This window comes from Ruegeria sp. C12 (assembly GCF_056537745.1).
This window is the reverse complement of the sequence record NZ_JBQFSA010000004.1, coordinates 199,754-219,821: the sequence shown is the minus strand read 5'-3', so window position 1 is coordinate 219,821 and position 20,068 is coordinate 199,754. Positions and strand designations below refer to the sequence as shown.

19 protein-coding genes are annotated in these 20,068 nt (G+C 61.6%); 8 read left to right on the top strand and 11 right to left on the bottom strand.

Translation table 11 applies throughout. The annotated features are described in order from the left end of the window. Positions 1-38 precede the first annotated feature (38 nt). Positions 39-944, top strand: a complete 906-nt coding sequence (gene rarD / locus ACR0C9_RS10310; RefSeq protein WP_170523928.1) for an EamA family transporter RarD — start codon at positions 39-41, stop codon at positions 942-944. Here the strand turns inward: rarD and ACR0C9_RS10305 are convergent. Both ACR0C9_RS10305 and ACR0C9_RS10300 read right to left on the bottom strand, forming a co-directional pair. Then, positions 935-1,645 carry an SGNH/GDSL hydrolase family protein gene (locus tag ACR0C9_RS10305; RefSeq protein WP_480780943.1) on the bottom strand — a complete coding sequence of 237 codons (711 nt, stop codon included), beginning with the start codon at positions 1,643-1,645 and terminating at the stop codon, positions 935-937. The two genes, rarD and ACR0C9_RS10305, sit on opposite strands and share 10 nt — an antisense overlap. Before the next feature lie 2 nt (positions 1,646-1,647). Continuing rightward, the gene (locus ACR0C9_RS10300; protein WP_170455167.1) at positions 1,648-2,058 is read right to left on the bottom strand and encodes a nuclear transport factor 2 family protein; all 411 of its coding nucleotides are present in this window, start codon (positions 2,056-2,058) and stop codon (positions 1,648-1,650) included. 60 nt (positions 2,059-2,118) lie between these two features. Here ACR0C9_RS10300 and ACR0C9_RS10295 point away from each other — a divergent pair, with 60 nt between their 5' ends. Further along, complete coding sequence (locus ACR0C9_RS10295; RefSeq protein ID WP_480586363.1) at positions 2,119-2,802, top strand: RluA family pseudouridine synthase; 684 nt, start codon at positions 2,119-2,121, stop codon at positions 2,800-2,802. Positions 2,803-2,804: 2 nt separating this feature from the next. Here the strand turns inward: ACR0C9_RS10295 and ACR0C9_RS10290 are convergent, their stop codons facing one another. Beyond that, positions 2,805-2,996, bottom strand: coding sequence for a hypothetical protein (locus ACR0C9_RS10290; protein WP_480780942.1), 192 nt, complete (start codon positions 2,994-2,996; stop codon positions 2,805-2,807). A 103-nt stretch (positions 2,997-3,099) separates the two neighbouring features. Between ACR0C9_RS10290 and ACR0C9_RS10285 the strand changes: the two genes are divergently transcribed. The 3 genes from ACR0C9_RS10285 to ACR0C9_RS10275 all read left to right on the top strand — a co-directional run bounded on the left by ACR0C9_RS10285 (position 3,100) and on the right by ACR0C9_RS10275 (position 5,207). Further along, a complete protein-coding gene (locus ACR0C9_RS10285; RefSeq protein ID WP_480780941.1) occupies positions 3,100-3,783 on the top strand; it encodes a helix-turn-helix transcriptional regulator in 684 nt (227 codons plus the stop codon). Between the two features lie 125 nt (positions 3,784-3,908). After that, a complete protein-coding gene (locus tag ACR0C9_RS10280) occupies positions 3,909-4,580 on the top strand; it encodes a YiaD family glycine zipper/OmpA-like lipoprotein (RefSeq protein ID WP_170455159.1) in 672 nt (223 codons plus the stop codon). Positions 4,581-4,667: 87 nt separating this feature from the next. Further along, the gene (locus tag ACR0C9_RS10275; protein ID WP_170455157.1) at positions 4,668-5,207 is read left to right on the top strand and encodes an NAD(P)H-dependent oxidoreductase; all 540 of its coding nucleotides are present in this window, start codon (positions 4,668-4,670) and stop codon (positions 5,205-5,207) included. 36 nt (positions 5,208-5,243) lie between these two features. On the opposite strand, the gene ACR0C9_RS10270 is transcribed toward ACR0C9_RS10275, so the two are convergent. Next, the gene (locus ACR0C9_RS10270; RefSeq protein ID WP_480780940.1) at positions 5,244-6,278 is read right to left on the bottom strand and encodes an NAD(P)/FAD-dependent oxidoreductase; all 1,035 of its coding nucleotides are present in this window, start codon (positions 6,276-6,278) and stop codon (positions 5,244-5,246) included. Positions 6,279-6,333: 55 nt separating this feature from the next. Between ACR0C9_RS10270 and mnmC2 the strand changes: the two genes are divergently transcribed. Together mnmC2 and ACR0C9_RS10260 are read left to right on the top strand one after the other, a co-directional pair. Continuing rightward, positions 6,334-6,999 (top strand): tRNA (5-methylaminomethyl-2-thiouridine)(34)-methyltransferase MnmC2, encoded by a 666-nt coding sequence (mnmC2, locus tag ACR0C9_RS10265; protein WP_170455152.1) that lies wholly within the window; start codon positions 6,334-6,336, stop codon positions 6,997-6,999. Then, positions 6,996-7,865 carry a DMT family transporter gene (locus tag ACR0C9_RS10260; protein WP_480780939.1) on the top strand — a complete coding sequence of 290 codons (870 nt, stop codon included), beginning with the start codon at positions 6,996-6,998 and terminating at the stop codon, positions 7,863-7,865. Before mnmC2 ends, ACR0C9_RS10260 begins: the two co-directional genes overlap by 4 nt. On the opposite strand, the gene ACR0C9_RS10255 is transcribed toward ACR0C9_RS10260, so the two are convergent. Continuing rightward, positions 7,839-9,812 carry a lytic transglycosylase domain-containing protein gene (locus ACR0C9_RS10255; RefSeq protein WP_480780938.1) on the bottom strand — a complete coding sequence of 658 codons (1,974 nt, stop codon included), beginning with the start codon at positions 9,810-9,812 and terminating at the stop codon, positions 7,839-7,841. The two genes, ACR0C9_RS10260 and ACR0C9_RS10255, sit on opposite strands and share 27 nt — an antisense overlap. Positions 9,813-9,947: 135 nt before the next feature. On the opposite strand from ACR0C9_RS10255, the gene dapA reads away from it, so the two are divergent. After that, positions 9,948-10,820 carry a 4-hydroxy-tetrahydrodipicolinate synthase gene (dapA, locus tag ACR0C9_RS10250; protein ID WP_170455146.1) on the top strand — a complete coding sequence of 291 codons (873 nt, stop codon included), beginning with the start codon at positions 9,948-9,950 and terminating at the stop codon, positions 10,818-10,820. A gap of 146 nt (positions 10,821-10,966) precedes the next feature. Here dapA and ACR0C9_RS10245 read toward each other — a convergent pair whose 3' ends face one another. From ACR0C9_RS10245 to pdxR, 6 genes are all read right to left on the bottom strand, one after another. Next, positions 10,967-11,854: a dimethyl sulfoxide reductase anchor subunit family protein gene (locus tag ACR0C9_RS10245; protein WP_480780937.1), complete on the bottom strand. Its 888-nt coding sequence runs from the start codon at positions 11,852-11,854 to the stop codon at positions 10,967-10,969. Continuing rightward, positions 11,854-12,618 carry a 4Fe-4S dicluster domain-containing protein gene (locus ACR0C9_RS10240; RefSeq protein ID WP_170455142.1) on the bottom strand — a complete coding sequence of 255 codons (765 nt, stop codon included), beginning with the start codon at positions 12,616-12,618 and terminating at the stop codon, positions 11,854-11,856. Before ACR0C9_RS10240 ends, ACR0C9_RS10245 begins: the two co-directional genes overlap by 1 nt. A 109-nt stretch (positions 12,619-12,727) precedes the next feature. Continuing rightward, positions 12,728-15,541 carry a molybdopterin oxidoreductase family protein gene (locus tag ACR0C9_RS10235; RefSeq protein WP_170455141.1) on the bottom strand — a complete coding sequence of 938 codons (2,814 nt, stop codon included), beginning with the start codon at positions 15,539-15,541 and terminating at the stop codon, positions 12,728-12,730. An 88-nt stretch (positions 15,542-15,629) separates the two neighbouring features. Further along, positions 15,630-16,637 (bottom strand): phosphate acetyltransferase, encoded by a 1,008-nt coding sequence (gene pta / locus ACR0C9_RS10230; RefSeq protein ID WP_170455139.1) that lies wholly within the window; start codon positions 16,635-16,637, stop codon positions 15,630-15,632. Between the two features lie 5 nt (positions 16,638-16,642). Further along, on the bottom strand, positions 16,643-18,421 hold the full coding sequence (gene xsc / locus ACR0C9_RS10225) for a sulfoacetaldehyde acetyltransferase (protein ID WP_170737878.1): 1,779 nt from the start codon (positions 18,419-18,421) through the stop codon (positions 16,643-16,645). Between the two features lie 125 nt (positions 18,422-18,546). After that, entirely contained in the window at positions 18,547-20,007 is a 1,461-nt protein-coding gene (gene pdxR / locus ACR0C9_RS10220) for a MocR-like pyridoxine biosynthesis transcription factor PdxR (protein ID WP_170523981.1), read from the bottom strand. Positions 20,008-20,068 lie beyond the last annotated feature (61 nt).

The window sequence follows — 20,068 nt, the reverse complement described above, 5'->3', positions numbered from 1 at the left end:
CTGCCGTAAACCGGTCCGGTATCATCCGGAGTTCCCCCGTGGCAGACACGCCCGTACCTTCCCAGAACGTGGACACGCCCAAGGGGCTTGCTCTGGCTGTCACGGCCTATGTTTTGTGGGGGTTTCTTCCGCTTTATATGAAGGCGCTTGATCATCTGGGCCCCTTTGAGGTGGTGGCGCATCGTGTGATCTGGTCAGTGCCGGTGGCGGGGTTGTTGCTGGTTGCTCTTGGACGCACGCGGGATTTGAAGGCGGCGCTTGGCAATCCCAAGATGCTGGGCATGGCCGCTGTGACGGCAGCGCTGATTTCCATTAACTGGGCGATCTATGTCTGGGCGATTTCAACCGGCCACGCGCTGGATGCCGCTTTGGGGTACTATATCAACCCGCTGTTCAGTATCGCACTGGGTGCCCTGCTGTTGCGAGAGTCGCTGACGCGTACGCAATTGCTGGCCATCGGTCTTGCGGCGTTGGGCGTTGTGGTTCTGGTTCTGGAAGCCGGGCGCCTGCCATGGGCTGCGCTGAGTCTGATGGTGACCTGGGGCTTTTATGCGTTTTTCAAACGATCTTTACCGATTGGCCCAAATCAGGGTTTTCTGCTTGAGGTTCTGATCCTGCTGATCCCCGCGCTGGTCTATGTGACCTGGCTGGGTGTTCAGGGCTCGGGCCATTTTGGAGTGAGGCTGTCGGACACGCTGTTGCTGTCCTGCGCAGGGGTGGTCACCGCGGTGCCGCTTTTGGTCTATGCCAACGGGGCCAAGCTGGTGCGCCTGTCGACGATGGGAATCCTGCAATATATCGCGCCCACAATGATCTTCATCACGGCTGTAACCGTATTCGGAGAACAGATCGACCGGGGCCGCATGATCGCCTTCCCGCTGATTTGGTCGGCGCTGGTGGTGTATTCGATCCCGATGATCCGGCAGGCGCGGGCTCAGGCCTGAAGCAAAAGCCGCGCGGCTTTGTCGGCCCAGATCGCATAGGCTTTGGGGCTTGGATGGTACCCGTCCGGTGCAGCCAGTGCCGGATCGTCGGGTAAGTCCAGTGTCAGATGCTTGAGTTGCGGGTGGGCCGCTGCGACCTGTTGCAAACCGCGATCCAGCCGGGCGGATTGGCGGCCCAGAACCCAGGCCAGGGGATGCGGCAAGGCGGGAAAGCGGCTCATCCGGGGAACGCCGGTCACCACAACCTTGCGCGCGCCAAACCGCTGCGTCAGCAGTTTCGCCAACTGGTTCTGCCGGTCGAGGAAGCGACGGTATGTGACCCCACGAGTCACGTCATTGACCCCAAGCGCAGTAACGACAGCGTCGAATTCGCCCTCGACCCTAAGCAGGCGGTTGATTGTGTCCTGAGTCGTATGCCCCGTCGTGGCCTCCAGCCGCCATTCGACCGAGTGATGCCGGGACAGACGGTTCACCAGTTGACCCGAAAGCGCCTGATCCTGCGTGCCGGCACCCACCCCGGCGGCAGAACTGTCACCTGTAATTAACAGGCGCAGGCGCGGCCCGCGTCCGGTGCGCCCTTCACGTGGCCCGATGGGTTCGGGCAGCATCTGGGCCTTGCGGCGCACGGCCAGCCCTTGCACCGCCAGAACCGGCAACAAAGGCACGCGCAAAATCTGATCGGCGGCAATCGGGTTTGGCATGTTCAGCTGAGCGCGGATTTGAATTCCAAAAAGCGCGGGTCGCTCATTACGCGGGCCATCATCGCCTCACGCAGGGCTCCGATGGTCTTGTGGGGGCGCATGGCGACCTCGAATTGCTGTATCAGGCCATCGTTGTTCAGGGTGATCAGGTCCACGCCGACTGCATCCAGATCGCCGACCTTGCATTGGAACTCCAGCGCCCAATCGTTGCCGTCGCCCATGACCCGGCGATAGCGAAAATCGGAAAAAACCTGTCCGACGTGACCCAGCACAGCCGCAACCGGGGCGCGGCCTGTCCACGTGCTGTAATAGGTCGGTGGCATGAACCGGACGTCTTCGGCCAGAAGCTCATGGATCAGCGTCTCGTCGCCCTTGGCGACAACCTCTTGCATACGTTGGATTGTTGGATGCATGTCCTCTCCCCTTGCTGATCTCAAAGGTTTACGATCACTGCGCGGCACGCAAGGACGACGTTGCGGGAAGGGGCACTCTGCGATAGGCACAGCCGCATGAGCGAGACCTATGATCCCCCCCAGACACCGCTGGATATATTGCACGAAGATGCGCAACTGATCGTGGTGAACAAACCCTCGGGCCTGTTGTCCGTGCCGGGGCGGGGCGAGCATCTGGCCGATTGCCTGCTGACCCGGGTACAGGCGGCGTTTCCGCAGGCCCTGTTGGTGCACCGGCTGGATCGGGATACCTCGGGCGTGATGGTGTTTGCCCAGACACCTCATGCGCAGCGGCATCTGAGTATGCAGTTCGAGCAGCGCCAGACCCGAAAAACCTATGTCGCGCGCGTTTGGGGGCACCTTGAGGCCAAGACGGGGACGGTAAACTTACCGCTGATCGTCGATTGGCCCAACCGACCGCGCCAAATGGTGTGCCATGAGACCGGCAAGCCGGCCGTCACAGATTGGCGCGTGGTGAAATACGACGGCGACACGACGCGCGTGCGTCTGTTTCCCAAAACCGGACGGTCGCATCAGTTGCGGATTCACATGCAAGCGTTGGGCCACCCGATTCTGGGTGACCCGTTCTATGCCGAAGGTGCGGCTCGGGATTACCCGCGCCTGATGCTGCATTCCGAGGAGTTGCGATTGAAACATCCCGAAGGTGGTGTTTCGATGAAATTCAGGGCACCTGCGGATTTCTGATCTTAGACGGCGCTGCCCCACAGCATTTTCAGATTGCCCAGAGAAAAGCGCCGTGTGCGTTTGCGCGGCGTTGCCTTTTCGCGATACCGCGCGGATGCCAGTTCGCGCTCGATCTCAAAGGCGCGCAGGCTGTGGTCCTGTGACCAGCGGTCCAGTTTCAGGGTCATCATCACGTGATTGTCGCGGCTGGGCATGGTTGCCTCCTTTTCTTGTGCTGACCCAGCCTCGCCCAATACTCCTGACACCACTCTGTCAGGGGGCTGTGCTAAAGTGTCAGTACTTGTCACGGAGATCACCATGCGCCGTTCGTCCCGATTGTTTGAAATCATCCAGATTCTGCGTGCCTCGGACGTGCCGGTCACGGCGGATGCGCTGGCTGAACGGCTGGAGGTGTCGGTGCGCACGGTCTATCGCGACATTGCCGAATTGCAGGCCCAACGCACGCCGATCGAAGGCGAGGCCGGGGTCGGCTATATCATGCGGCGCGGCTATGACCTGCCGCCGCTGAATTTCGATGCCGAAGAGGTTGAGGCCCTTTGGGTGGGTCTGTCGATGCTGGCCCGCACGGGTGACAGCCACCTGCAACGGGCGGCCAATCGGATTTGTCAGAAGATCGATGCGCTGCATTGTCCGGCGGATTGGTTGCAGGTCGCGACCTGGGGCGCACCGGTTGATGATTCGGCCAAGGGTTGCGTGCCTGTGGCGCAGTATCGCGAGGCGATCCGGGCCGAGCAGAAGATCCGCATCACTTATGTCAACGGCGAAGGTCAGCGCTCGGAACGTGTCGTTCGGCCCATCGCCCTGATCTATCACATCGAATGCACCATGCTGGCAGGTTGGTGCGAGCTGCGCAGCGCCTTCCGGCATTTCAGAACCGACCGTATCTGGGCCTGCGAGGCTACGGGTCAGAGCTTTGGCGGCCAGGGTGCATCCCTGCGCGATCTGTGGAACGAACAGGAGGCTGTGACCGCAGCCCAGTAACCCGTCTTGGCGGGGAATCGCCGACCTCACCGCATTGTTGCTTGAGCCTGCCTGCAGACGCCGTGATATACTGCGCTGAACAAGGCAAACCCGAACAAACGGGGGCCAGAGCAGAAGGTGACATCATGACGATTTCCAAGTTTTTTATGGCAAGTGGGCTGTGCTCGGCGATGGCATTGGCGGCGTGTACCGATCCGGGCACGCTGAACCTGCCCAGTGATCCCAACCAGAACGCCAGACAGGGCGCCATTATCGGCGGGCTGGTCGGCGCGGGTGTTGGCGCGATTGCAAATGATTCCGACCCTCTGCTGGGTGCATTGGCCGGAGGGGCGATTGGCGCGGCGGGCGGTGGTCTGATCGGCAATCAACTGGACAAGCAGGCGGCTGAACTGCGCCAGCAACTGGCCAATGACGGGATCACCATCGTCAATGCTGGGGATCGTCTGATCGTTACCGTGCCGAATGACATCACCTTTGACACCGACAGCGCCACCGTGCGCCCGGCCCTGCGCGCTGATCTGACACGCGTTGGCCAGAATCTGGTGAACTACCCGAATTCGAACGTGCAGATCATCGGGCACACAGACAGCGATGGCGACGCCGCCTACAACCAGGGCCTGTCCGTGCGGCGCGCGAATGCGGTGGCCGATATTCTTCAGGCCAACGGTGTGAACTACAACCGCATTCGCACCATCGGGCAGGGTGAGAACAACCCGGTTGCCTCGAACCTGACACCTGCGGGCAAGGCACAGAACCGCCGGGTCGAGATTGTGATCGTTCCCAGCGGCAACGCCTGATCGCGCAGCACCTGTGCAAGAAACGGGGTTTGGATCGAGCCTGTCCCGGTCTAACTATGGGGAAACAACGAAACGGAGTTTCCCCCGATGTCCAACCCCACGCTGCTGGGCCTGTCCGGGTCCCTGCGCCAGAACGCAACCAACCGCAAATTGCTGCGCGAGGCCGCGCGCCTGTTTGACCCCGCCAGTTTTGTCGAAGCCGATCTGAACCTGCCGCTTTACGATGGTGATCTGGAAGAGGGTGAGGGCATCCCGGCCATGGTCCAAACGCTCAGGGATCAGATCGAGCAGGCGGATGCGGTGATCATCTCGACCCCGGAATATAACAAGGGGCCGTCGGGCGTTTTGAAGAACGCGCTGGATTGGGTCAGCCGGACCGAGGGCAACCCATGGGCCGACAAGCCGGTTGCCGTGATGTCGGCGGCGGCGGGCCGCGCGGGCGGGGAACGGGCGCAGATGATCCTGCGCGCCTATATGGTGCCGTTCCAGCCGATGATCCTGCAAGGCCCCGAGATTCATCTGGCCAACAGTTCGAACGAATTCGACGAACAGGGCAGGCTGGTCAGTGCGCGGTATGAAAAGTCACTGGGCACCCTGATGCAGAAGCTGCGTGGCCTGATCGCATAACGCGCGGTCACGGCCGCCCCACCGGTGGTGCCAGTGTTACAGCGAGGCTTCGGGCCGGAAATCATCCGGGATCGTGTCGCGCTCGTCCAGGATCAGATCGGCCAAGACCTCGGCCACCTTCGGGGCCATGCCGAAACCGATCTTGAACCCTCCGTTGGCGATGAACTGCCCTTGGTGCAGCGGGTGTTCCCCAAGCATTGGCGCGCGGCTTTTGCTGCGGGGGCGAACACCGGCCCAACGCTCGATCACTTCGGCCCCGTGCAGCACGGGAACCGCCTGCATCGCCCGTTCGATCACATCGTCCAGCGCGCTGTCGGTGCTGGTGGGATCGTCGTAACCGCGTTCCGAGGTCGAGCCGATGGCCAGAGTTCCGTCCGCATGGGGTACGATATGGATCGCATCCGCAAACAGCTGCGGCACCGGGCCCGCATCAAACCGCAACAGCGCCGCTTGCCCTTTCACGCCATTGCCGACCGTTTTGCCGAAAGCGTCGCTCAGCTCTTGCAGACCGACCAGCCCGGTGGCGTGCACGACGTGGCCAGCATCGGGTGCGTTGGCGACAACCTCGACCCCCATGACCGCCAAAGCCGCCACCAGCGCGGCACAGGCGCGGCGCGGGTGCATGCGGGCGGTCAGGGTGTCATGGATGACATAGCCGGTCGGGCTGGGCGTGGACCATGATCCGGCCTCAGCCACGTCGATCACCCTCCACGCGGCCCGGCCCTGCCACAGTTCCTGTGCCGTGAGTTCCCGCGCGCGCGCCAGATCAAGGCTGCGCTGGTCCGCAATTGGCTGGATGCGCCCCAGCCGCCCGTATCCCGCTGAAACGCCCCCGACGGCCTCGACCTGCGTCCAGAAGGGTTCGGCCATGATCAGGCTGTCGAACTGAAAGGCCTTCTTGGCGTTCCAGTTCTCGGGCACGTGCGGAGCCAGCGCCCCGACCAGACCGCCGCTGGAGCCCGCGCCCGGGCCAAAGGGGTCGACAACCTGCACCTTCGCGCCGCGTCGCGCGCAGGTCCAGGCGATGGACAGGCCGAAAATCCCAGCGCCGCGGACCGTCACATCGACCATTGCCAAATTCCTTTTCCTTGTTCAGTGTCGCGCCGCTTAGCTACAGGATTCCCCGATGGCAGACCAGCGCGCCGAGGTCACATGGACCGAGGATCAGATACCCGTCTCGGATCGTTTCGACGACCCATATTACTCGCTGCAAAACGGGGTTGAAGAGACGCGCCATGTGTTCCTTGCGGGCAACGACCTGCCTGCGCGCTTTGCGCCCGGTTTTCACATTGCCGAACTGGGCTTTGGCACCGGGCTGAACATGCTCACCGCTTGGTCGGTATGGGAGCAGTCAGGTCACACGACCCCGCTGAGGTTCACAAGCTTCGAAGCGTATCCGATGGAGCTCGAGGACATGCGGCGGGCCTTGGCGGTATTTCCCGAATTGACGCCCTGGGCGGATCGATTTCTTGCACAATGGGCGGGGGGTGGATGCCAGTTGGAAACGCTGGACCTGACCGTTGTCGTAGGCGATGCGCGTCAGACCTTGTGCGACTGGCAGGACAAGGCGGATGCGTGGTTTCTGGATGGCTTCTCGCCCGCCAAAAACCCCGAGCTTTGGGGCGCGGACCTGATGCAGCAGGTCGCCGACCACACGGTCAAAGGCGGCACCGCCGCAACCTACACCGCCGCCGGATTCGTGCGGCGGGGACTTGAGGACGCCGGTTTCGACGTGACCCGAACCCCCGGCTATGGCCGCAAACGCCACATGACACGGGCGGTCAAAGCATGACGCAGCAAAACAACGTCCGTGCAGGCATCGCCCTGATGATCGGTGCCACCATCGTCTTTGCTTTGCAGGACGGAATCTCGCGCCATCTGGCCGGGACATACAACACCTACATGGTTGTGATGATCCGCTATTGGTTCTTTGCGGCCTTCGTTATCACTCTGGCCGCGCGGTCATCGGGTGGGCTGGGCGCGGCCACACGAACCAGTCAACTTGGGCTGCAGATCTTTCGCGGCATCCTGCTGGCAGGTGAGATTTGCGTCGCCGTGTTCAGCTTCACCGTTTTGGGCCTGATCGACAGTATGGCGGTCTTCATCTGCTATCCGCTGCTTGTCGCGGCCCTCAGCGGCCCTGTGTTGGGCGAAAAGGTGGGTTGGCGCAGATGGGCGGCGATTGGTGTTGGCTGTATCGGGGTCCTGATCATCCTGCAACCGGGCGTCGGCGTGTTTAACCCATGGGCCATCATCCCGCTGATCTCGGCCCTGATGTTTGCCCTGTATGGCCTTCTGACGCGCTATACCGCGCGCCGCGACAGCACGGCCACCAGCTTTTTCTGGACCGGCGTGTCCGGCGCAGTCGCAATGACGCTTGTCGGTATGTGGTTCTGGGAACCCATGGCCCCGCGCGACTGGGGCTGGATGGCGGTGCTGTGCGTCAGCGGCGCGCTTGGGCACTGGCTACTGATCAAGTGCTATGAAATGGCCGAGGCCAGTGCAGTTCAACCCTTCGCCTATTTCCACCTTGTCTGGAGCGCGATCCTGGGCATCTCGATCTTTGGTGAGGTGCTGCGCCCCGAAGTTGTCGTCGGGGCCGCCTTTGTCGTGGCGGCGGGCCTGTTCACCCTATGGCGCGAACGCCGCCAGAGTTGACCCGGTCAGTTCTTGCGAGAACGGGATCGGCAGGGCCGGTTTACCCAGCCGCGCCCGATAGACCGGCAGGCTTTCGGCCACACGCATCACATAGTTGCGGGTTTCGCTGAAGGGTATCGTCTCGATCCAGTCGACCACATCCACCTGCCCCCGGCGCGGGTCGCCATAGCGCTGCATCCACGAAACGGGCCGTCTAGGCCCGGCGTTATAGCCTGCCGCCATCATGACCACATTGCCGTTGAAATCCGCTGCCAGCCCGGACAGGTAATTGGCCCCCAGCTTGGCGTTATATTGCCAGTCCGAGGTCAACCGACCCGTCTGATGCCCGCTGAGTATCCCCAATTCCTGCGCCACCAGTTTCGCCGTGGCCGGCATCACCTGCATCAGACCCCGCGCGCCCGCACCGCTGATCACAACCGGATCAAACTCGCTTTCGCGGCGGGCAATGGCCAGCGTCATTTCCTTGGCCATGGGCAGGCCCATATCGGCGACGGGATGGACCGGGTAATAAGCCGCTGGCAGAACCGTCCCGGTGGTGGCCGCCCGCTTGGCGATCATCACCGCCAGATGCGGTTCGTTCAACTCAATCGCCAGATCGCCAAGCTGATTGGCCTGAACCGGGTCGAGGCCTTCGACCAGATGGGTCAAAAACCGTTCCGACAGATTGTCCTCGCCCGCTTTCAACAGCAGCAACCCCGCCTCCAGAACGCTGGAATCGGCGAACCCCGCCTGCCGCCAATGCGGTGCACGGCGGGGGGTGGCCAGTTCAGGATCAAACGGACGCCCGATCTGTTCAGCCGCCAGCAGCCCGTAGAATGAGGTCTGATTGTCGGCCCCGACCGCATAGGCCTCATAGGCTTTCTCGGCATTGCCCTGCGCGGCATAGGCGCGGCCCAGCCAATACCCTCCACGCCCTTTCGAGATTGGGGACTGCACGGCGGTCGAGAAATTCTGGAAATGGCGCACGGCAGTTGCCGGGTCGTCCAGCCTGCGCAGGGCCAGAAACCCGGCCAGCCATTCCAGATCGGCATAGGCATAGCCCATCTCAGGCGTCATATGGTGGTTGGCGGCGATCTGATAGGCCCGCGCGGCGCTGCCCTGCCTCATCTCCAGCCGCGCCAGTCTGCGCCGCCCTTCGGCCCATTTGTCCGGCTCACCCAGGGCTTCGGGGCTGGTCGATCGGGCCAGCATCAGATCGATGGCGCTGTCGTCCAGTTCCTTCCGGTCGCGCCAGACAAAACGATCAAAGGCAAGTCCCGGCGCGTCCGCGACCGTCTTTGGAACCGCCGCAACCTTGGCATCGACCCCCGGCGCGCGCTTTTGCAACGCGATACGAGCCTCGGCCAGTTTGCGGTCATCTGCGCCGACCAAGGGCAGCATCTGCGCCGCACTGACCAGATGACCGTCCCATAACATCCGGTCCAACCGTGCCGCATGATGAGGCTTCAACAGCTTGCCGAAATTCTCAAGGTAATCCTTCTGCAACCCGGACCCCATCGGCATCGTACGCCAGGCTGTGACGATATCGGCCTGCGCCTCGCCCTGTTGCCCCCTGGCCATCAGCGCCACGGCATAGTTCAGCGCGCCTTCTGCTGTTTGGGGCGGTGTGTCGGCATAGAACTTCAGCACCCGATCCGGGTCCGCGCCCGTAAAAGATGGCTCGCTTTTCCGGCGCAGCCAGGCGAGGCCTGGCCAATCCGGGCGGCGATCCAGAAACACCAGCACATCGCCGGAACTGCCAAACCCTTGCCGCAACCAGTGCCAGACAATGATATCGCGCGAAACAGACCCGCGTTGCCCGGACACACGCAGTGCCTCGTTCCAGTCCCCTTTGCGCATCTCGCTGAGCCCGGCACGCAGATCGGCGGCGGCATCTGCCTGCGCGGTCTGCGGTGACAGTGTGGAATACAGAATCACGGCCACCAACAGGCCCAGAACGCGTGTCATGCCTTGCATTTCCCAACCAACCAAGGATAGAGGCTGTGAGGATAAACCTTGCGCCGCCGGGATCAACTCACAAAGCCTAAATCGTGATGGCCCGCGATGTAAAAAACACGGAAACTGCACCCTAAGGAGCGTGTCATGTTCAAAGGCTCTATGCCAGCCCTCGTCACCCCGTTTACAAACGGCGAGTTGGACCTGGATACGCTCAAACATCTGGTCGAATGGCAGATCGAGTGCGGATCGACCGGGCTGGTGCCGGTGGGCACCACCGGGGAAAGCCCGACGCTCAGTCATGATGAGCATGAGACGGTTGTGGAAGAGGTCGTCAAAGCCTCGGCAGGCCGTGTTCCGGTCATCGCAGGCGCCGGATCGAACAACACGGTAGAGGCCGTGCGCTTTGTGCAATTTGCCAAGAAGGTCGGCGCGGACGCGGCTTTGGTCGTGACACCCTACTACAACAAGCCAACCCAGCGCGGCCTGATCGAACATTTCGCGACCCTGCACGAGTGTGCGGACATTCCGATCATCATCTACAACATCCCCGGCCGCTCGGTCATTGACATGTCGCCCGCCACCATGGGTGAGCTGGCCAAGTTGCCGCGTATCGTCGGCGTCAAAGACGCCACCGGCGATCTGGCGCGGGTCAGCCAGCAACGCGCCAGCTGCGGCGCCGAGTTTTGCCAGCTGTCGGGTGAGGATGCGACAGCGCTTGGCTTCAACGCCCATGGCGGTGTCGGCTGTATTTCGGTGACCGCCAACGTGGCTCCGAAACTCTGCGCCGAATTCCAGCAGGCCACCTTGTCGGGCAATTATGCGACAGCACTGGCCTATCAGGACCGCCTGATGCCACTGCACGAGGCGATCTTTATCGAACCCGGACTGGCCGGCGCAAAATACGCGCTCAGCAAGCTGGGCCGGTGCAGTGAAGAAGTTCGCTTGCCGCTGACCACGCTGGAAGACAGCACAAAAGCGGCCATTGACGCAGCCATGGCCCATGCCGGTCTGATCTGAGCCAAAACAAATCCAAGCAAAAAGGGCGGCCTCGATCCCCGAGCGCCGCCCTTTCTATTTCCGCCCGGATCCAAGCTTCATCTGGCCAGAAATATCTCGGGGGGTGAATTGAGCCGCAGGCTCAAGAGGGGGGCTGGCCCCCCTACCTATCGCTTGCCATAATAAAGCCCGACCACATGTTCGGCCTGCGCAAAAAACAACCAGCGCGACATGGCAACGCCCGCCAGATGAGAGGCCACAGCCAGCAGCGCAAACAGATGCTTCACGATGACGCCCTCGACCGGCAGGACGATCAAGAGAAGCGGCAGGACAAACCCCAGACCGAACGACATCACACGCAGATTCTGCGCATGTTTGCGCCCCACCACATGCACGAACTCGCGCAGCAGGTAGTTGGTGCCGGTATGGGGTGGCTCAAAGGCCCGGACATCTCCGCGCGTGCCCAACCCGGTTGCGGTTCCAAGGCTTGTTCCGGACCGTGCAAAGGCGCTGTCGCCTTGCTGCCAGTACAGAATCTGGATCAGCGCCGCGATCAGAAGCAGCGGCCAGGCGATTGAGGTTTGCCCGGCCAGCAAGGCCCCACCGGCCAGGCTGAAACTCAGAAACATTGCGGGGGTCAGTTTCATGTTCCAGCGCGGGATGGTCTTGAGTTGGGTGTAAATCATCGACGTAGTGAACACTGTCGCCAGCGAGAACAGCGAGCCCAGCAGTCCAAGCAAGCCCCACCGCTGACCCAGAAATACCGCGCCAATCGCGTAAAGCCCCATGACGATCAGCGCGAGAACGGCACACCAGCCTTCACGGCTGAGCCAGCTGGAACGCCATTGGGTGAAGGCCTTCCAAGCCCGTTCCGGGTGGCCAAGGTGAAAGGTCGAGGCCATCAGCCCGCCGACGGCCAGTGCATAGGCGATGGCAAAGAAGACAAAGGCCACCACGCCCGAGACGTCAGGCAGGCCGAGTCCCAGAAAGAACAACAGACCAAAGCCCAGACCGGACAGGGTGGTAAAGATAATGACGGATGGTGCGGGATGCATCAGCTTGTCCCTCCGGGCAATTTGTCGAGGGCTTTGTCGAGCCAGCCCATGAAACCTTTGGGTTCTTCGGCCACGGGGGCCAGAAGCGGGGCCAGAATATCGATCTGATCCTCGACTGTATCCTTGGGCCGTGGCGGCAGGTATTTGTTGACGGGTTTGGTGCCCATCTCGGGCATCAGGTCCATGCCGTCACGCTCGGCCACCAGTTTGCTGACATCGCTGTCGGGATCGCCGAGATCACCGAAATGGCGGGCTCCGGCCGGGCAAGTGCGCACGCAGGAAGGCACGCGGTCCACCTCGGGCAGGTTTTCATTGTAGATCCGGTCGACGCAGAGGGTGCATTTCTTCATCACACCTTCGGCCATGTCCAGTTCGCGTGCGCCATAGGGGCAGGACCAAGCGCACAGGCCACAACCGATACAGTCGCTTTCGTTGACCAGAACGATCCCATCCTCGACCCGCTTGTAGCTGGCCCCGGTGGGGCAGACGGTGACGCAGGGGGCGTCTTCGCAATGCAGGCAGGATTTGGGGAAGTGAATCAGTTGGGCATGACCTTCGGCGGGTTGCACCTCGTATGAATGCACGCGGTTCAGGAAGGTGCCTGACGGGTTTGCGCCATAAGCGTCCTGATCAGACAGGGGCGCGCCGTAGTTTTCGGTGTTCCAGCCCTTGCAGGAAATCACGCAGGCGTGGCAGCCGACGCAGGTGTCCAGGTCGATGACCAGACCCATTTTGCGGTCAGTGGATTGAGGGAGCTGGGTCATGTCAGTGAACCTCTGCTTGTGAGGGTGGGGGAGGGGGCCAGCCCCCTCTTGAGCCTGCGGCTCAATTCACCCCCGAGGTATTTTTGAACAGAAGAAGAATGGAGTTGGGTCATTTTCCAACCTTCCATGCAATATCCTTCGGGCCAGTGCCGACGGGTGACTTGATTGCGTCAAATTCAGGCTGGCTTTCGGTATCTGGCGGCGGGCTGGCCTTTTCGATTTTCACCTTCAAGTCGAACCAGGCGGCCTGACCTGTCACCGGGTCGGAATTGGCCCATCGCATGCCATCGCCTTTTGCCGGCAGCAACTCGTGGATCAGGTGGTTCAGCAGGAAGCCCTTGGTCGCCTCAGGCGCGTCTTCTTGCAGGGCCCAGGCACCTTTGCGTTTGCCGATGGCGTTCCATGTCCAGACGGTGTTTTCGTTCAGCGCCGCCATTTCCATAACCGGCACGGTGATCTCGCCATGCGGAGAGCTGACCTTGGCCCAGTCGCCGTCCTTCAGCCCGTGTTCGCGCATCAGTTTGGTCGGCACATAAAGCGGGTTGCGCCCGTGCAACTGCCGCAGCCACGCGTTCTGGGTGCCCCAGCTGTGATACATCGCCATCGGTCGCTGGGTCAGGGCGTTGACGGTGAAGCCCTCGTTGCCCTGCTGGTCGGTTTCGTACCAGATCGGCAGCGGGTCCATCTTGTCTTTGATGCGCTGGCGCAGATGTTCGGGCGGCTGTCGGTCGCCGTGACCTTCGGCAGCAAGCTGGAACTTGCGCATGGGTTCCGAGTAGAGTTGGAACAGATAGGGTTGCGGGCTGTCGTAGAGGCCCATGCCCACGGCCCAGTCCTGATAGGCCGTGTTCCAAGGTTTGTAGTAATCGGCACCTTCGGGGATGTGGGCCACATAAAAGCCGCCATTTTCGATATAGCGGTTCAGTTGTTCCGGATTGACCTCGCCGCGCCCTTCCTTGTCGCCGTTTTCACCGCGGAATCCGGCCAGCGGGCCGATATTCGGGCGGCGTTCATGGTTGACGATATAGTCGGCATAATCCTTCCACTTGGCGCTGCCATCCTCGTTGGTGAAGCCGGGCAGGTTCATGCGGTTGGCAAGCTCTATCAGCACCGACTGGAAGCCGCGCACGTCGCGGTCCGGTTCGATCACCGGCCAGCGGATCGCGTCGGCGGCGGCGTCGGCCTCGCAGATCGGGCGGTCCAGCAGTGAGATACAGTCGTGCCGTTCCAGATAGGTGGTATCCGGCAGGATCAGGTCGGCATAGGCCACCATCTCGGACGAATAGGCATCCGAGTAGATGATGTTCGGAATGACGTAATTGCCGTCATCATCCTTGGCGGTCAGCATCTCCATCACGCCCTTGGTGTTCATGGACGAGTTCCATGACATATTCGCCATATACATGAACAGCGTATCGATCTTGTAAGGATCGCCCGCAGCGGCGTTCGAGATCACCATATGCATCAGCCCGTGGGCCGACATCGGGTTTTCCCAGGTGAAGGCCTTGTCGATGCGGATGGGGTTGTCGTTATCATCCAGCAGCAGATCGTCGGGGCCGCGCGGAAAGCCCAGATGCGGCCCGTTCAGGGGACGGCCGGGACGGCGGTCGCCATGGGGGGTCGGGTGCGCCTCGACCGGTTTCGGATAGGGCGGTTTGAAGCGGAAGCCGCCGGGAACCTCGACCGTGCCCAACAGGATTTGCAGCACATGCAGCGCACGACAGGTCTGGAAGCCGTTGGCATGGGCCGAAATCCCGCGCATCGAGTGGAAGCTGACCGGGCGACCGATGATTTTCGAATGGGTTTCACCCCGGAAATCGGTCCATTCATGGTCCAGCTCGATCGCCTCGTCAAAGGCGACGCGGGCGATTTCGGCGGCGATGGCGCGGATGCGGCTGGCCGGGATGCCACAGCGCTCGGCCACGGCCTCGGGGGCGTGATCGTCGGACAGGTATTTTTCGGCCATCAGGTGGAAAACAGGCCGGTGGGTCACGCCATCCTTTTCGTAGGTGGCCGACAGGTCGGGGCGGACGCCCGGTTTGTCAAAGGCTGTTGGTTCGCCCGTTGCCCGGTCGATCACCAGCGGTTTGCCGTCGGCATCGCGCAGGAACAGGCCTTTTTCTGGCCCTTCTGCGGCATTTACCAGAACCGGAGCATTGGTATAGCGGCTGAGGTAATCGAGATCGATCTTGCCCGCCTTCATCAGCACGTGGATCAGCGACAGAATGAACAGCCCATCGGTGCCCGGTGTGATCCCGACCCAGTCATCCGCCACAGCGTTATAGCCCGAGCGGATCGGGTTCACGCCGATTACCCGTGCGCCACGTTTCTTGATCTTGCCGATGCCCATCTTGATTGGGTTGCTGTCATGGTCTTCGGCCACGCCGAACAGCATGAACAGCTTGGTATGGTCCCAATCGGGCTGGCCGAATTCCCAAAACGCGCCGCCCATCGTGTAGATACCGCCAGCAGCCATGTTGACCGAGCAGAACCCGCCATGGGCCGCATAGTTCGGGGTGCCGAAATTCTGCGCCCAGAATGAGGTGAAGCTCTGGCTCTGGTCGCGGCCCGTGAAAAAGGCCAGTTTCTGCGGCGCGGTTTCGTGCAGCTCGTTGAGCCAGCCAACGGCGGTGCTGATCGCCTCGTCCCACTCGATCTCGCGAAATTCGCCCGATCCGCGCGGGCCGACCCGGCGCAGCGGTTTGCGTAGGCGCGAGGGTGCGTTGACCTGCATGATCCCGGCACTGCCCTTGGCGCATAACACGCCCTTGTTGACCGGGTGATCGCGGTTGCCTTCGATATAGGCGACCTTGCCATCCTTCATATGCACATTGATGCCACAGCGACAGGCGCACATGTAACAGGTGGTCTTCCGCACCTCGTCCGAGACTTTGGGGCTGGTGTCGATAACGGGCTGGTTCATGTACGTCCCTTTTGCTGGTTATCAGACCCTCCTGGCATTCCGGTCAGGTCAAAGTCGTTGTGTCGCCCGGTTTTTGTCCGGGCTGGTTCTAGGTTTCAGGCTGTTGCGCCTGCACTGCCGTCACTGCGATCATGTGCAGCACATCGTCGGCAGAGCAACCCCGAGACAGGTCGTTTGCCGGTTTCGCCAGGCCTTGCAGCACCGGCCCGATGGCCTCGGCCCCGCCGATGCGCTGCGCGATCTTGTAGCCCAGGTTTCCGGCATCGAGGTTGGGGAAGACAAATACATTCGCCTGCCCCTCCAGAGGGGAATCCTTGGCCTTTTTGCTGGCTACTTCGGGCACATAGGCGGCGTCGAACTGCAACTCTCCGTCGATCAGCAGATCCGGGCTGGCGGCTTTGGCGATTCGGGTGGCTTCGATCACCTTTGAAACTTTGGGGTGATTGGCGCTGCCGCTGGTCGAGAAGGACAGCATGGCAACGCGCGGCGCGTCTCCGGTCAATACATGGTAGGACGCAGCCGATGCCTGTGCGATCTCGGCCAGTTCCCGTTCGTCGGGATCAACGACCAGACCGCAATCAGCAAAGAGATGAACGCCCTGAACCGCGTGGTGGTCGCGGTCATAGATCATCAGAAAGAAGCTGGACACCATATGGGCGTTTGGTGCCTTGCCGATGATCTGCAACGCCGCGCGCACCGTGTCCGAGGTGGTTTCAACCGCGCCGCCCACGGTGCCATCAGCCAGCCCGAGATGGACCAGCATCGCGGCATAGTTCAGGCGGCTTTTGATCAATTCCCGCGCCTTTTCGGGCGTCATGCCCTTGTGTTTGCGCAGCTCATAGTAGGCCGCGGCGAACCGATCTGTGTGGGGGGATGTGGCCGGGTCGTGGATGTCGATCCCGTCAACATCTGCTCCGCCCAGTTCCGACAGCAGAGCGGTCACTTTGGCCTGGTCACCCACAAGGATGATGTCGGCGGCGTTTTCGGCACGCGCTTTCAGCGCACCTTCTACAACACGTGGATCATCGCCCTCGGCAAGGGCGATGATCTTTTTGGAACTGGTCGCAGCCCCAAGAATTTGACGCAGGGGCTTCACTGCGATCAGGCCTCGGCTTGCGGGGTCATGTCTGCGCCGTCGATGCCTGCAACAGCAACCGGCTTCTTCATTGCGTCACGGCGGAAGGGCTCACCCAATTCCTGGTTGATCATGGCTTCGATCAGGGTGGTGATGCCGTTCTTCTGATCCTCGATGGCCTGGTTCAGCGCTGCGGTCAGCTCGTCCTGAGTGCGTGCAACGACGCCTTTCAGACCACAGGCCTGCGCGATACCGGCATAAGAGACTTTGGTGTCCAGCTCGGTGCCGACGAAGTTGTCGTCAAACCACAGGGTCGAGTTCCGCTTTTCCGCACCCCACTGGTAGTTGCGGAAGACGATCTGAGTTACGGCGGGCCATTCTTCGCGGCCGATTGCGGTCAGTTCGTTCACCGCGATACCGAATGCACCGTCACCGGCGAAGCCCACAACCGGAACGTCCGGCTGGCCGATTTTTGCGCCGACGATGGCGGGCAGGCCGTAACCGCAGGGACCGAACAGGCCGGGGGCCAGGTACTTACGGCCTTCTTCGAACGCGGGATACGCGTTGCCGATGGCGCAGTTGTTGCCGATATCGGACGAAATGATCGCCTCTTTCGGCAGCGCGGCCTGAATGGCGCGCCACGCCATGCGAGGGCTCATCCAGTCAGGCTTGGCTGCACGGGCACGCTCGTTCCAGGTGGTGCCCGGATCGTCATCCTCGTGGGTCATCGAGGTCAGTTCCTGCGCCCATGCGGATTTCTTCTGGGCGATGCGGTCCTTACGCTCCTGACGGCCTTCGTCGCCTGCGGTGTCGCTCAGGCGGGACAGGATGCCGTTGGCGACTTTGGCCGCGTCACCGATGATGCCAACGCTGACGTCTTTGGTCAGGCCAATGCGGTCAGGGTTGATATCGACCTGAATGATCTTGGCGTTTGTCGGCCAGTAGTTGATGCCATAACCGGGCAGGGTCGAGAACGGGTTCAGACGGGTGCCGAGGGCCAGAACCACGTCAGCTTCGCTGATCAGCTCCATACCGGCTTTCGAGCCGTTATAGCCCAGAGGACCGGCAAACAGCGGGTGTGAGCCGGGGAAGGCGTCGTTGTGCTGGTAGCCAACGCAAACCGGGGCGTCCAGACGCTCGGCCAGGGCTTTCGATGCTTCGATACCGCCGTCGGCCAGAACAACACCGGCACCGTTCAGAATGACAGGGTTCTTTGCGTTCGACAGCATTTCGGCCGCCGCAGCGACTGCGTCTTCGCCGCCCGAAGGACGTTCAAAGTCGACGATCTTGGGCAGTTCGATGTCGATCACCTGAGTCCACATATCGCGCGGGATGTTCAGCTGCGCCGGGGCGCTGGCGCGCTTGGCGTTCATGATCACGCGGTTCAGAACTTCGGCCACGCGCGACGGGTCACGTACTTCTTCCTGATAGGCAACGCAGTCCGCGAACATGCGCATCTGCTCCATCTCCTGGAAGCCGCCCTGACCGATAGTCTTGTTGGCCGCCTGCGGAGTGACCAGCAGAACCGGGGTGTGGTTCCAGTAAGCGGTCTTTACGGCGGTCACGAAGTTGGTGATGCCGGGGCCGTTTTGCGCGATCATCATCGACATTTTGCCGGTGGCGCGGGTGTAACCGTCGGCCATCATACCGCCCGAACCCTCGTGGGCGCAGTCCCAGAACATGATCCCGGCTTTTGGGAACAGGTCCGAGATCGGCATCATCGCCGAGCCAATGATCCCGAACGCATGTTCGATCCCGTGCATTTGCAGAACCTTAACAAAGGCTTCTTCCGTGGTCATTTTCATCGGTTCGCTCTCCAATCATGAGTGAATTGGGCCGGGTGCATTGCCCAGCCTTTGATATGGTTTTGGCGCATGGGTGCAGTCGGCGTTAGGGCCAGACGGCAAAGCGGAATATATCCAGTCTGGACCTAACCAGCCCGGATTGAATCGGCAATTTGCTTGATGCCGGGGGCGATGCGTTCGGGCGCAATCGAGGAATAACCCAGTCGGTAGTAGTTCTTGGGGCGGTCTGCGCCCGAAAAGAAGGGCTCGCCCGGTTCGATATGCACGCCCTGATCCTGCAGCCTTCGGGCAAGCTGTGTGGTGTCGATATGCTCGGGGGCTTTCATCCAGATGGACGACCCGCCCAGCAGCCCGCGCCCGGCCACGCCCAGCTTATGAGTCTGCACGGCATCATCCAGCGCGGCCCGCCGTTTTGCCAGCGCGTTGGACATGCGCCTGATCTGGGCATCGTAATGCCCAAGCGACAGGAAATAGGCGGCTGTACGCTGCACATGCCCCGGCGGATGACGCAGCACCAGCGACCTTAGCGCGCGCGCTTCGCGGATAAAGGACTCGGACCCGACCATGTAGCCAAGCCGAAGCCCCGGAAACAGCGATTTCGAAAAGCTGCCGACATAGATCACGCGCCCGTCGCGATCCATCGACTTCAGCGCCGGAGACGGCGCGCTCAGGTAGGCCATCTCGAACTCGTAATCATCTTCGACAATCATCGCGTTCAGGGCACGGGCGCGTTCCAGCAGTTCGGTCCGGCGGCTGACGGGCATGGTTGCGGTTGTCGGGCTTTGATGGCTGGGGGTGGTGAAAATCACATCGGTGCTTTCGGGCAGTGCCGCAGGCGGCAGCCCGTCGCTGTCCACGCGGATCGGCTCGATAGTGCAGCCCGAATGGGTCAGCAATTCCCGCAGCGCGTAATAGCACGGGTCTTCAATCGCAGCCGTGCGCCCGCGGTCCAGCAGGATGCGCGACGCCAGCCACAGCGCATTCTGGGCCCCCAGCGTGATCAGAATCTCTTCGGGTCGGGCAGTGATGCCCCGGCGTGGCAGAGTGTGGCGGGCAATGAATTCGACCAGCAGCGGGTCGTCCTGATCGGCATAGTCGGCGGTCAGGGAATCAAAATCCTTGTGCCCCAGTGCCCGCACCGCGCAGAGCCGCCAGTTGGCGTGATCGAACAGCGTCCGGTCGGCCTGCCCGTAGATGAAAGGATAGCGATATGTGCGCCAGTCGCTGGGTTTGGCCAGCATGTCACCGCCGGAAAACCGGCGCGCCAGCGCATTGTCCCAGTCGACATTTTCCTGGCTGCGCTGAACCGGCGTGTATTTTGGCGGCACGGGCGCATTCTCGGATACGTAATAGCCAGATCGCCCCTTTGCGGTCAGATAATCATTCGCCAGAAGCTCGGTATAGGCCAGCGTGACAGTGATCCGGCTGACACCCAGATGCGCCGCCAGTTTGCGGGATGAGGGCAGCTTTTCTCCCACGTGAAACCGCCCGGACAGGATGCCCTCGGCGATCATCTGCTGGATCTGCGCCTGCAGCGTGCCTTGCCCGTTAAGCTCAAGAAAGAAGGTGTCGATTGAGATTGCCATAGGCGCTTATAGATTGGACTTACTGGTGGGGCAATCTGGACTTACGGTTTTCCCGAAAATT

Bases quoted from the DNA above. Each gene is read 5' to 3' on its own strand.
- ACR0C9_RS10300 (WP_170455167.1), bottom strand. From the start codon at position 2,058: ATGCATCCAACAATCCAACGTATGCAAGAGGTTGTCGCCAAGGGCGAC.
- ACR0C9_RS10280 (WP_170455159.1), top strand. From the start codon at position 3,909: ATGACGATTTCCAAGTTTTTTATGGCAAGTGGGCTGTGCTCGGCGATG.
- xsc (WP_170737878.1), bottom strand. From the start codon at position 18,421: ATGAAAATGACCACGGAAGAAGCCTTTGTTAAGGTTCTGCAAATGCAC.
- dapA (WP_170455146.1), top strand. From the start codon at position 9,948: ATGTTCAAAGGCTCTATGCCAGCCCTCGTCACCCCGTTTACAAACGGC.
- ACR0C9_RS10260 (WP_480780939.1), top strand. From the start codon at position 6,996: ATGACGCAGCAAAACAACGTCCGTGCAGGCATCGCCCTGATGATCGGT.
- mnmC2 (WP_170455152.1), top strand. From the start codon at position 6,334: ATGGCAGACCAGCGCGCCGAGGTCACATGGACCGAGGATCAGATACCC.
- ACR0C9_RS10305 (WP_480780943.1), bottom strand. From the start codon at position 1,645: ATGCCAAACCCGATTGCCGCCGATCAGATTTTGCGCGTGCCTTTGTTG.
- pdxR (WP_170523981.1), bottom strand. From the start codon at position 20,007: ATGGCAATCTCAATCGACACCTTCTTTCTTGAGCTTAACGGGCAAGGC.
- ACR0C9_RS10240 (WP_170455142.1), bottom strand. From the start codon at position 12,618: ATGACCCAGCTCCCTCAATCCACTGACCGCAAAATGGGTCTGGTCATC.
- ACR0C9_RS10270 (WP_480780940.1), bottom strand. From the start codon at position 6,278: ATGGTCGATGTGACGGTCCGCGGCGCTGGGATTTTCGGCCTGTCCATC.
- ACR0C9_RS10255 (WP_480780938.1), bottom strand. From the start codon at position 9,812: ATGACACGCGTTCTGGGCCTGTTGGTGGCCGTGATTCTGTATTCCACA.
- ACR0C9_RS10245 (WP_480780937.1), bottom strand. From the start codon at position 11,854: ATGCATCCCGCACCATCCGTCATTATCTTTACCACCCTGTCCGGTCTG.
- ACR0C9_RS10235 (WP_170455141.1), bottom strand. From the start codon at position 15,541: ATGAACCAGCCCGTTATCGACACCAGCCCCAAAGTCTCGGACGAGGTG.
- ACR0C9_RS10285 (WP_480780941.1), top strand. From the start codon at position 3,100: ATGCGCCGTTCGTCCCGATTGTTTGAAATCATCCAGATTCTGCGTGCC.
- ACR0C9_RS10290 (WP_480780942.1), bottom strand. From the start codon at position 2,996: ATGCCCAGCCGCGACAATCACGTGATGATGACCCTGAAACTGGACCGC.
- ACR0C9_RS10275 (WP_170455157.1), top strand. From the start codon at position 4,668: ATGTCCAACCCCACGCTGCTGGGCCTGTCCGGGTCCCTGCGCCAGAAC.